Consider the following 11,816-nt stretch of genomic DNA (forward strand, 5'->3'; position numbering starts at 1 on the left):
ACCCGCGGGGCTCCGGCCCGCCCCCGCGCCGCGGCCCGGGGCCGGCCCGAGGGGGGCCCGGCCCCGGACCGCACTTCCCCGAAGCTCCGACGCGACCCGGAACCGTACGACGTCCGCCTGGGACGGCCTGTCCGGCCCGACCGGCCCGCATCGGCCCGGGAATCGCCCGGACCCGGCCCGGCTCAGCCCCGAACCGGCCCGCATCCGCCCCGAATCGCCCCGCATCCGCCCCGGACCGGCCCGCATCCGCCCGGATTCGGCCCGGAATCGGTTTGTCCCGGTCCCCGGCGTCCCGCCAGGATGGCCGGGAGCGATCCCCGAGTCCGATCGGAGCGAGCACCCATGGCCCTGCCTGTCACCCTCGACCGCCGCGAGGGACCGTACGGAGAAGTCGTGCTGCGGCGGCGCGACGAGCACTTCGAGATCATCGCCAACGGCACGTTCCTCATGGACACCTCCGACGGGCGCTCGGAGCGGCTGCTCATCGACGCGGCGATGGACGCGCTCGGCGGACGTACCGGCTCCACCGTGCTGATCGGCGGCCTCGGTGTCGGTTTCTCCCTCGCCCACGCCTCCGCGGACCCCCGCTGGAGCCGGATCGCGGTCGTCGAGCGCGAGCAGGCGATCATCGACTGGCACCGCGAGGGGCCCCTGGCCGCGATCTCGGGAGCGGCTCTGGCCGATCCGCGCAACGTGATCCTTCACACGGACCTGGTCGAGTACGTCCACACCTCCCCGGACACCTTCGACGCGCTCTGCCTGGACATCGACAACGGCCCCGACTGGACGGTGACCGAGGACAACCAAGGCCTTTACTCCGCAGAGGGGTTGGAGGCCTGCGCCAGGCGCCTGAACCCGGGCGGAATCCTCGCCGTGTGGTCCGCCCGGCCGTCCGCCGATTTCGAAGGGTCGTTGCGGAATGCCGGATTCAGCGGGGTACGGACCGAAGAGATCCCGGTTGCCCGGGGCGTCCCTGACGTGGTGCACCTCGCCGTCCGGCCTGCGTAGCCGGGACGCTCTTCGTGCCTCTAGGCTGCTGGCCGACACCAGCGATGCGAGGCGGGGCGATGGAGCAGACACACACCACTCAACACGGTGCGGCGGCCACTCCGGGTGCGCAGCGACGAGTGCTGGTCGTCGAGGACGACACGACGATCGTGGACGCGATCGCCGCGCGGCTGCGGGCGGAGGGGTTCCTCGTCCAGACGGCGACCGACGGTCCGGCGGCCGTGGACGCGGCCGAGGCCTGGCAGCCCGACCTGATGGTCCTCGACGTGATGCTGCCCGGCTTCGACGGCCTGGAGGTCTGCCGCCGGGTCCAGGCCCAGCGCCCGGTCCCGGTCCTGATGCTGACCGCCCGGGACGACGAGACGGACATGCTGGTGGGGCTCGGCGTCGGCGCCGACGACTACATGACCAAGCCGTTCTCGATGCGTGAGCTGGCCGCGCGGGTGCATGTCCTGCTGCGCCGCGTGGAGCGTGCCGCGCTGGCGGCCGTGACCCCGCGGAGCGGGATCCTGCGCCTCGGCGAGCTGGAGGTCGACCACGCGCAGCGCCGGGTCCGGGTCCGCAACGAGGACGTGCACCTGACGCCGACCGAGTTCGACCTGCTGGTCTGCCTGGCGAACACCCCGCGCGCGGTGCTCTCCCGCGAGCAGCTGCTCGCCGAGGTCTGGGACTGGGCGGACGCCTCCGGCACGCGGACGGTCGACAGTCACATCAAGGCGCTGCGCCGGAAGATCGGGGCGGAGCGCATCCGTACGGTCCACGGCGTCGGGTACGCGCTGGAGACGCCGGCGTCATGAGCCGCCGGGGGCAGCGCCCCGAGCCCCGGAGGAGGCGCCGGATCGTGATCTCGATCAAGACCAAGCTGGGCACACTGGTCGTCGGGGCGGTCCTGCTGACCTCGGGGCTCGCGCTGGTGGCGATCAGGACCTCCACGGAGTTCCGGTACATCACGATCTTCGCGATGATCGCGACGCTGTTGATCACCCAGTTCGTGGCGCAGTCCCTGACGGCGCCGCTGGACGAGATGAACACGGTGGCCGGGTCGATCTCGCGCGGCGACTTCAGCCGGCGGGTGCGCGGCGCGGACCGCCGTGACGAGCTGGGCGACCTCGCCTCGACGATCAACCGCATGGCGGACGACCTGGAGGCCGTCGACCGGAACCGCAAGGAGCTGGTCGCCAATGTCTCGCACGAGCTGCGGACCCCCATCGCCGCGCTGCGCGCCGTCCTTGAGAACGTCGTCGACGGGGTCTCCGAGGCCGATCCGGAGACGATGCGGACGGCCCTGAAGCAGACCGAGCGGCTCGGCCGACTGGTGGAGACCCTGCTGGACCTGTCACGTCTCGACAACGGTGTCGTCACGCTGAAGGCACGGCGTTTCGAGGTCTGGCCGTACCTCTCGGGCGTGCTCCGCGAAGCCAATCTGGCCGCGTCCCAGCGCGGTCTGTCCTCGACGTCCGGACTGCACAACCGTACGGACGTCCATCTGCACCTGGACGTGTCCCCGCCCGAGCTGACCGCGCACGCGGACGCGGAGCGGCTGCACCAGGTGATGGCGAACCTGATCGACAACGCGGTGAAGCACTCGCCGCCGCACGGCCGGGTGACGGTGCGGGCGCGGCGCGGGGCGTGGGCGGACTCGCTGGCCCTGGAGGTCGAGGACGAGGGCCCGGGCATCCCGGAGTCGCTCCGGCACACGGTCTTCGAGCGGTTCAACCGGGGTCAGGTGCCGGCCCAGTCCGGCCCGGGCAGCGACGGCGGCACGGGCCTGGGGCTCGCGATCGCCCGCTGGGCGGTCGACCTGCACGGCGGCGAGATCGGTGTGGCCGAATCGTCACGTGGCTGCCGGATCCAGGTCACTCTTCCGGGAAGCCTTCCGGCGCGGGATTGACGTAGGGTCGAACTGGAAGCACGTGTTCTGCGTGTACATGAACAGGACACGATCAGGACGTGGTCAGGGATGCGTGCCTCAGGGGCCGCAACCCGGGTCTCCCGTACCCACGCGAGGCAGAACCACGCTTGTTTCCCGCCAATCCCTGCCCCGAAACACCGCGTCAAGTGTGACTTGCGCGACGTTGGCGCTGCCCGGCCTGCACCTGTCGGTCAGGGAGGCGTAGCCTTTATTTCCGCTGTCCATCACCTTGTGAAGCGGAAGAGGGCGGTTACCGCCGTGTCGTCTCAGTCCCCCAGTTCCCCGAGTACCTCCACCGGCCAAGACGGGCAGGGTCAGAACCCTGCGACCGCCTTCGGCGCCAATGAGTGGCTCGTCGACGAGATCTACCAGCAGTACCTCCAGGACCCGAATTCGGTCGATCGTGCCTGGTGGGACTTCTTCGCCGACTACAAGCCCGGCGCCACGGAGACCCCGGCCGCCGCGCCGCAGGTGAGCCCCGCACAGGCCGCACCTGCCGCGCCCGCCGCCCCGGCGCCCGCCCCGGCTCCCGCCAAGGCCGCTCCGGCCCCGGCCGCCGCCGCTCCGGCTCCCGCCAAGCCCGCCGCCGCCCCGGCTCCGGCCGCCCCGGCTCCGGCGCCGGCGAAGGCCGCTCCGGCCGCCAAGGCCCCCGCCGCCCCGGCCTCCGAGGCGCCCGCCGGCCCCGAGCTGATCACGCTGCGCGGCCCCGCCGCCGCCGTCGCGAAGAACATGAACGCCTCGCTGGAGGTGCCGACGGCCACGTCCGTCCGCGCCGTCCCGGTGAAGCTGCTCTTCGACAACCGGATCGTGATCAACAACCACCTGAAGCGCGCCCGGGGCGGGAAGATCTCCTTCACGCACCTCATCGGCTACGCGATGGTGCAGGCGATCAAGGCCATGCCGTCGATGAACCACTCCTTCGCGGAGAAGGACGGCAAGCCGACCCTGGTCAAGCCGGACCACGTGAACTTCGGTCTCGCGATCGACCTGGTGAAGCCGAACGGCGACCGCCAGCTCGTCGTCGCGGGCATCAAGAAGGCCGAGACGCTCAACTTCTTCGAGTTCTGGCAGGCCTACGAGGACATCGTCAAGCGCGCCCGCGTGGGCAAGCTGACGATGGAGGACTTCACCGGCGTCACGGTCTCGCTGACCAACCCCGGCGGCCTCGGCACCGTCCACTCCGTGCCGCGTCTGATGCCCGGACAGTCCGTGATCATGGGCGTCGGCTCGATGGACTACCCGGCCGAGTTCCAGGGCACCTCCCAGGACACCCTGAACAAGCTGGGCATCTCCAAGGTCATGACCCTGACCTCGACCTACGACCACCGGGTCATCCAGGGCGCCGCCTCCGGCGAGTTCCTGCGGATCGTCGCGAACTACCTCCTCGGCGAGGAGGGCTTCTACGACGAGATCTTCAAGGCCCTGCGGATCCCCTACGAGCCGGTCCGCTGGCTCAAGGACATCGACGCCTCGCACGACGACGACGTCACCAAGGCCGCCCGCGTCTTCGAGCTGATCCACTCCTACCGGGTCCGCGGCCACGTCATGGCCGACACCGACCCGCTGGAGTACCGCCAGCGCAAGCACCCCGACCTGGACATCACCGAGCACGGCCTCACCCTGTGGGACCTGGAGCGCGAGTTCGCGGTCGGCGGCTTCGCCGGCAAGTCGATGATGAAGCTCCGCGACATCCTCGGCGTGCTGCGCGACTCGTACTGCCGCACCACCGGCGTCGAGTTCATGCACATCCAGGACCCGAAGCAGCGCAAGTGGATCCAGGACCGCGTCGAGCGCTCGCACTCCAAGCCGGAGCGTGAGGAGCAGCTGCGGATCCTGCGCCGCCTGAACGCGGCCGAGGCCTTCGAGACCTTCCTGCAGACCAAGTACGTCGGTCAGAAGCGGTTCTCCCTGGAGGGCGGCGAGTCCGTCATCCCGCTGCTCGACGCGGTCATCGACTCCGCCGCCGAGTCGCGCCTGGACGAGGTCGTCATCGGCATGGCCCACCGCGGCCGGCTGAACGTCCTCGCGAACATCGTGGGCAAGTCGTACGCGCAGATCTTCCGCGAGTTCGAGGGCAACCTCGACCCGAAGTCGATGCACGGCTCCGGCGACGTGAAGTACCACCTGGGCGCCGAGGGCACCTTCACCGGCCTGGACGGCGAGCAGATCAAGGTCTCGCTCGCGGCCAACCCGTCGCACCTGGAGGCGGTCGACCCGGTCCTGGAGGGTGTCGTCCGTGCCAAGCAGGACGTCATCAACAAGGGCGGCACCGACTTCACCGTCCTGCCCGTCGCCCTGCACGGTGACGCGGCCTTCGCCGGCCAGGGTGTCGTCGCCGAGACGCTGAACATGTCGCAGCTGCGCGGCTACCGCACCGGCGGCACGGTCCACATCGTCATCAACAACCAGGTCGGCTTCACGGCGGCTCCCGAGTCGTCCCGCTCCTCGATGTACGCGACCGACGTGGCCCGCATGATCGAGGCGCCGATCTTCCACGTGAACGGCGACGACCCGGAGGCCGTGGTCCGCGTCGCGCGGCTCGCCTTCGAGTTCCGCCAGACGTTCAACAAGGACGTCGTGATCGACCTCATCTGCTACCGCCGCCGCGGTCACAACGAGGGCGACAACCCGCAGTTCACCAACCCGCAGATGTACAACCTGATCGACAAGAAGCGTTCGGTGCGCAAGCTGTACACCGAGTCGCTGATCGGTCGCGGCGACATCACGCTGGAAGAGGCGGAGCAGGCGCTCCAGGACTTCCAGGGCCAGCTGGAGAAGGTCTTCGCGGAGGTCCGCGAGGCCACCTCGGCGCCGGCCCCGGCGCACGTCCCGGACGCCCAGCCGGAGTTCCCGGTCGCCGTCACCACCGCGGTCTCCCAGGAGGTCGTGAAGCGGATCGCCGAGTCGCAGGTCAACATCCCGGAGCGGATCACGGTCCACCCGCGTCTGATGCCGCAGATGCAGCGCCGCGCGGCCTCCATCGACGACGGCACGATCGACTGGGGCTTCGGCGAGACCCTCGCCATCGGCTCGCTGCTGATGGAGGGCACCCCGGTCCGGCTCTCCGGCCAGGACTCCCGCCGCGGCACCTTCGGCCAGCGCCACGCGGTCCTGGTGGACCAGGAGACCGGCGAGGACTACACCCCGCTGCTCTACCTGGCCGAGGACCAGGCCCACTACAACGTCTACGACTCGCTGCTCAGCGAGTACGCGGCGATGGGCTTCGAGTACGGCTACTCGCTGGCCCGCCCGGACTCCCTGGTCGTCTGGGAGGCCCAGTTCGGTGACTTCGTCAACGGCGCGCAGACCGTCGTCGACGAGTTCATCTCCTCGGCCGAGCAGAAGTGGGGCCAGACCTCCGGCGTCACGCTGCTCCTGCCGCACGGCTACGAGGGCCAGGGCCCGGACCACTCGTCCGCGCGCCCGGAGCGCTTCCTCCAGATGTGCGCGCAGGACAACATGACGATCGCCATGCCGACCCTGCCGTCGAACTACTTCCACCTGCTGCGCTGGCAGGTCCACAACCCGCACCACAAGCCGCTGATCGTCTTCACCCCGAAGTCGATGCTGCGTCTGAAGGCCGCGGCGTCGAAGGTGGAGGAGTTCACCACCGGCGGCTTCCGTCCGGTGATCGGCGACTCGACGGCGAACCCCGCCGACGTCCGCAAGGTCGTCTTCTGCGCCGGCAAGGTCTACTACGACCTGGAGGCCGAGCGGCAGAAGCGCGGTGCCACGGACACGGCGATCATCCGTCTGGAGCGCCTGTACCCGCTGCCGGGTGCCGAGCTCCAGGCCGAGATCGCCAAGTACCCGAACGCCGAGAAGTACCTGTGGGCGCAGGAGGAGCCGGCGAACCAGGGTGCGTGGCCGTTCATCGCGCTCAACCTGATCGACCACCTGGACCTGGCGGTCGGCGCCGACATCCCGCACGGCGAGCGCCTGCGCCGGATCTCGCGTCCGCACTCCTCGTCCCCGGCGGTCGGTTCGGCCAAGCGTCACCAGGCCGAGCAGCAGCAGCTGGTCAACGAGGTCTTCGACGCCTGACCCGCCGTACCGGTACGCACGGAGGCCCGGCACCCCACGAGGGGTGCCGGGCCTCCGGCGTGTACCGGCTTCTCAGCCGAGGTTGGCCTCGAAGTCCCAGTAGGGGCGGTTGCGGTGGCGGGCGGAGAGGGTGTGGGGGTGCTGGGCGCCGAGGGTGCGGGTGAGGGAGAGCAGGGCGGCCTCCTCCAGCTTTCCGGCCTCCTCGACCTCGCGCAGACCGCGCAGGTCGGTGGCGAGCGCGATCTGTGCGGAGAGCGTCAGCGGGTGCTCGTTCCCCAGGGTGTGGCGGGCCCGCCGCAGGGTGTCCCTGCTGAGTTCGGCCGCGTCGGCGACCCGTCCGTTGAAGTTGCGGGCGGCGGTGGCGTTGAGCGCGCAGCCGAGGACCCAGGGGTGGTCGGGGCCCAGGGAGGAGGTGAGGCCGGCGAGCGCGCCCTCCAGGAGGGACAGGGCGTCGGCGCGTTCGCCTGCGGCCTGCATGACGAGCGCCGAGTTGGCGAGGACGCCGGTGGCGACGGGGTGGGCGGGCCCCAGGAGGGAGCGGTATCCGGCCTCGGCCTCGGTGACCAGCTCGCGCGCGTGGTCGAGGTCGCCGTGCTCGCGCAGGTAGTTGGCGTAGTTGTTGATGGCGGCGAGCGTGATGTAGTGGCCGCGGCCGTGCACCTGCTCCAGCTGTTCGAGCAGGGTGGCCATGGTGGCTCCGAGGTCCTGCTGGAAGCCGCCTTCACGGCGCCGGCAGAGGGCCAGCTGGGTGCGTGCGTACAGGGTCTGCAGGTGTTGCGGGCCGAGGACCTGGACGTGCACGCGGACGTTGGCCTCCTGGCGGGCCAGTGCCTCGCGGTACTGGCCGAGCAGCCGGAGGTCGTGGGCCAGGGCGTTGCTGGCGTTGAGGGTGTGGGCGTGGCGGGTGCGCAGCACGGTCTCGGAGCGGACGAGGGACTCGGCGTCGAGGTCGTACGCCTCGCGGTAGCGGCCGAGGAGCCGCAGGACGACGCCGAGGTTGTGGCGGGCGACGAAGGTGGAGAACTCGGTGTCGCCGAGGAGGCGTTCCGCGTCGGCGAGCACCTGGCGCTGGAGCTTCTCCGACTCCTGGTACTGGCCGAGGGAGCGCAGGTCGCTGGCGATGGCGCTGCCGGAGAGGAGCGAGCCGAGTTCGTTGCGGGGTGAGGCGGCGTTCAGCCGCTCGCGCTGGACGAGGTCGAGCTCGTACGCCTCGCGGAACCGGCCGAAGGAGCGCAGGACGTTGCCCTGCTGGGTGGTCAGGTCCAGCATCGGCTGTTCCAGCGGGTCCATGAAGGTCGACCAGGCCTCCCTGATCCGCTCGGCGAGCTGCGCGCCTGCGTTGAACTCGCCGCTGCGGTAGCAGTAGCGCAGGCAGTTCAGTACGGCGGTCTGTACCCGGGGGCTGCGGCTGGTGAGGGCGCCGGACGGGCCGATGTGCGGGAGAAGTTCAGCGTAGCGGGGCCAGTTCCGGCTGTCCATCGGGTTGCCGGGGTCGGCTTCGGCGAGCAGGGAGCGGACGGCCTTGCGGTGGGCCTCCCGGTTCTCGCCGTCGGTGAGGCGGGCGACGATGTCGTGGACGAGCCGGTGCATGTGCACGGACTCCTGGTGCGGCCCCACCTCGACGTTGGTGGCCGGGCCGCGGCTCTCGCGGGTGAGCACGGAGTAGTTGACGAGGGTGTCCAGGGCCCGTGTCCAGGCGGGCAGGTCGGTCGCCATCCAGCGCAGGTCCTCGGGCAGTTCGGCCTGGGGGTAGGCGCGGACGAGTCCGAGGGGGATGCGGCCGGGGGCGAAGGAGGCGCACAGACTGAGGACGTCGATGGCCTGCGGCTGGGCGCGTCGGAGCCGGTTGATCAGTATCGACCAGGAGGTCAGCGAGGCGTTGGGATAGCCGTCCACGGCCGAGGGCTCCTCGACGGTGGAGAGGCGTCCGTCGCGGACCATGCGCAGGTACTCGGGGACCTCCATGCCGGACTCGCCGAGCCAGGCGGCGGCCTGGACGAGCGGGAGGGGTACGTCGCCGAACTCGGCGGCGACCTCGTCGGCCTGCGGTGCGGTGATGTGGGAGGCGCGGCGCATCAGGTAGGCGGTGGACTCGGCGCGGTCGAAGCTGGGGACTTCGAGGACGTCGGTGTAGTCGCCCCAGCCGCGGTTGCGGGAGGTGATGAGCACGTGTCCGGGTCCGTGGGGCAGGAGGACCTGGGCGCCGTCGGTGTCGTCCCAGCCGTCGAAGACGACGAGCCAGCGGGCGTGGGGGTCACCGCGGCGCAGTGCCTCCCGTACGGCGCGGATGCGCTCGCCGGGCTCGTTGCCGCTGGGCAGGCGGAGTTCGGCGGCGAGTTCGCCGAAGCGGTCGCGCTGGACGTTGCGGTCGTCGGAGTTGACCCACCAGACGACGTCGTAGTCGGGGCTGAAGCGGTGGGCGTACTCGGCGGCGATCTGGGTCTTGCCGATGCCGGACATGCCGAGCAGGGTGCAGGCCGCGTTGCCGCGGTCGGCGTCCATGAGGCGTTCCTGGAGTTCGGTGAGGAGGTCGTCGCGGCCGGTGAACCTCGGGTTGCGGCGCGGGATCTCGCCCCAGATCTCGGGCGGGGTGTCGGGGTACCGGACGGGCGTGCCGGCGGGGCTCCGGCGGCCGCCGGCGCGGCGGGGTTCGACGCCGAGCCGGCTCAGGAGCCGCGCTTCGGCCTCCTCCTCGCCGACGCCCCAGAGGCTGACGGGTTCGAGGACGGCGGTGGCGGGGAGCAGCGGCCGGTTGGTGAGGTTGACGGCGGCGAAGCGGTCGGCCCGGGAGGCGACGAAGCCACGCAGGACGTCGTTCCATTCGCCGGCCGGCCTGGGTCCGAGCTGGAAGAACCAGTCGTTGAGGACGAGCAGGACCTGCCCGCTGGCGAGGAGCAGGTCGCTGAGGGAGTCCTCCAGGGGAACCTCGCGCGGCGGGTCCCAGCGTTGCAGGGTCACCCGCACCCCGTGGGCTTCGAGGCGCTGGTTGATCCAGGCCGCCCACGGCCGGTGGTAGCCGGGGAAGACCACCAGGACGTGACCGGGGGCACCCCTGCCTCCGTCGTCCGTCGCGCTGCCGCCCGACCGCTGTTCCGCCATCTGTACGTCTCCCGTCCCAACTCACCCGCAACGCAGTGTCATGTGCCGTGGGCACAGTGTTACCCAGCTGCCCGGGGGGCCGCGCCGAGGCTCGCGTGATGCCGCCTCATTTGCTGGGCGAACTCCCGCCCCTCATTGGTCAGTTCATCGGATTCAAGCAGGATCGCCAGCGCCTCGCCCACCTGATCGTGCATATGGTCGAACTGTTGCCCGGCACTGGACCGCCAGGGCCGCGGAACCGCCTGGGCGGTCGCCGCGCGCCGCCAGAGGTCGGTCAACGCCAGGTGGGCGTAGGCGCCTTGGAGCACCCCGCCGATGGGCCGGGCGTCGGGGCGCCAGCCGACCCGGTGCAGGACGGACCGTCCCTGGCGGTAGAGCGGTACGAGCTCGTGCAGGGTGGCGAGCTTGCTGTGGTGGATCTCGTGGACGAGCGTCTCGGCCATGTCCTGGGCCCCGGCGGGCGGAGAGGTCAGCACGGCGCCGGGAGCCGAGCGCAGTGTGGCCCCGAACGACCGCGTACCGAGCGGCGCCAGCGGGACGAGGGCCCGCAGGGCCCGGCGCACCTCGGCGGCCCGTCCCGGGTCGGTGCGGGTGAGCAGGGCCTGTGCGGCGCACCACTGCGCGGACCAGGCCTCGGGGTCGCTGTCGGTCTGCTCGGCCGCGGTACGGGCCGGGGTGCCGACGCCTCCGGGCGGTACCCGGTAGGGGTCGAGGGCGTCGAGGCGCGCGGCGGCGCCGGGCAGCACGGGCAGGCCGAGCCAGCCCGGGCCGTCGCCGACGAGGGCGCCGGTGCGCCGGTCGGTCAGGAGCAGGACGGTGGGGGCGGCGCCGGTGACGCCCTCGGGGTGGATCCTGGCGACCCGGGACGCCGCCGTGATCCGTGCGTGCCCGGTGCCCACCTCCTGCCGGCCGACGCCGGGCAGCGACAGGAGCCCGTCGGGGGCCTCGATCGCGATGTCGAGGGGGCAGCCCGCGCGGAGGGCGGCGGTGACGGCGAGACTGTCCAGCCGGCCGAGGTGCCGGTCGAGGGCGGGCCCGAGCGGCTCGGCGAGCGCGGCGGCCACCCATGCGCCCGTCATGGGGTAGTCGAGCAGGTCCCGGACGACGGCCGGGTTGCGCCTTTCGGCCCGTTCGAGCAGGTGCCATGATGCTTCGAAACGCTGGAACACGGCGGGGTCGACCGCGTCGCGGTGCCGGTGGACGTGGACCAGGAGGGCCTTGAGCAGCAGCAGGCGCCGTGCGTGCAGCGCCGAGCGGAGCAGGGCGGCGTCGGCCGGCGCGGAGCGCGTGCGGGCCAACTCGGCGAAGACGGCGGCCGACAGGGGCGCGAAGCTCATTGCCTCCTCCCTCGGCAGCCGCACGGCCTTCGCCGCGATCCGGCCGGAAACAGGCGGTCGGCCCGGCGAGGGTCAGGCCGCCTGGTCTCCCTGACCCTCGCACCACGCCTCGACCAGTTCCGGGGGGCGCAGCAGCACACGCTCGACCGCCGCCGCCAGCTCGGGGTCGTCCATGACACGCAGGGTGCGCAGGTCCACCGAGACGAGATCGGGCAGGTGCGGGGGCCGTCCGTTGTCCCGGTCGACACCGGTCGCCCACTCGTTGTGCTCCGACACCCTCGGCTCCTCCCCACCGACGCATGTCCCCCACGGTCGTAGCGGCGGAGCGGTTCTTCCCGACGCCAGGAAGTCAGAAACCCGTTCGACTCAACTGCGCCCATTCGCGCCCCCGTTATCCAGCCGTTCTCCGAATCGGC

The 11,816-nt window shown here is 71.5% G+C and carries 7 protein-coding genes; 4 read left to right on the forward strand and 3 right to left on the reverse strand.

Annotated elements, in window-relative coordinates:
• Window positions 1-342: 342 nt before the first annotated feature.
• From M5362_RS15115 to M5362_RS15130, 4 genes are all read left to right on the forward strand, one after another.
• The gene (locus tag M5362_RS15115) at window positions 343-1,008 is read left to right on the forward strand and encodes a spermidine synthase (protein WP_260228019.1); all 666 of its coding nucleotides are present in this window, start codon (window positions 343-345) and stop codon (window positions 1,006-1,008) included.
• Window positions 1,009-1,067: 59 nt separating this feature from the next.
• Window positions 1,068-1,805 (forward strand): response regulator transcription factor, encoded by a 738-nt coding sequence (locus tag M5362_RS15120; RefSeq protein ID WP_260228020.1) that lies wholly within the window; start codon window positions 1,068-1,070, stop codon window positions 1,803-1,805.
• Window positions 1,802-2,899, forward strand: a complete 1,098-nt coding sequence (locus tag M5362_RS15125) for a HAMP domain-containing sensor histidine kinase (RefSeq protein ID WP_260228021.1) — start codon at window positions 1,802-1,804, stop codon at window positions 2,897-2,899. The genes M5362_RS15120 and M5362_RS15125 overlap by 4 nt, the downstream gene beginning before the upstream one ends.
• A 279-nt stretch (window positions 2,900-3,178) precedes the next feature.
• The gene (locus M5362_RS15130; protein WP_260228022.1) at window positions 3,179-6,964 is read left to right on the forward strand and encodes a multifunctional oxoglutarate decarboxylase/oxoglutarate dehydrogenase thiamine pyrophosphate-binding subunit/dihydrolipoyllysine-residue succinyltransferase subunit; all 3,786 of its coding nucleotides are present in this window, start codon (window positions 3,179-3,181) and stop codon (window positions 6,962-6,964) included.
• A 72-nt stretch (window positions 6,965-7,036) separates the two neighbouring features.
• Here the strand turns inward: M5362_RS15130 and fxsT are convergent, their stop codons facing one another.
• The 3 genes from fxsT to M5362_RS15145 all read right to left on the reverse strand — a co-directional run bounded on the left by fxsT (window position 7,037) and on the right by M5362_RS15145 (window position 11,676).
• Window positions 7,037-10,063 (reverse strand): FxSxx-COOH system tetratricopeptide repeat protein, encoded by a 3,027-nt coding sequence (fxsT, locus tag M5362_RS15135; protein ID WP_260228023.1) that lies wholly within the window; start codon window positions 10,061-10,063, stop codon window positions 7,037-7,039.
• A 59-nt stretch (window positions 10,064-10,122) separates the two neighbouring features.
• Window positions 10,123-11,400 (reverse strand): HEXXH motif domain-containing protein, encoded by a 1,278-nt coding sequence (locus M5362_RS15140; protein ID WP_260228024.1) that lies wholly within the window; start codon window positions 11,398-11,400, stop codon window positions 10,123-10,125.
• A gap of 72 nt (window positions 11,401-11,472) precedes the next feature.
• Entirely contained in the window at window positions 11,473-11,676 is a 204-nt protein-coding gene (locus M5362_RS15145; RefSeq protein ID WP_260228025.1) for a hypothetical protein, read from the reverse strand.
• Window positions 11,677-11,816 lie beyond the last annotated feature (140 nt).

Source organism: Streptomyces sp. Je 1-79, assembly GCF_025195125.1.
In the GTDB taxonomy this organism is placed as follows: domain Bacteria; phylum Actinomycetota; class Actinomycetes; order Streptomycetales; family Streptomycetaceae; genus Streptomyces.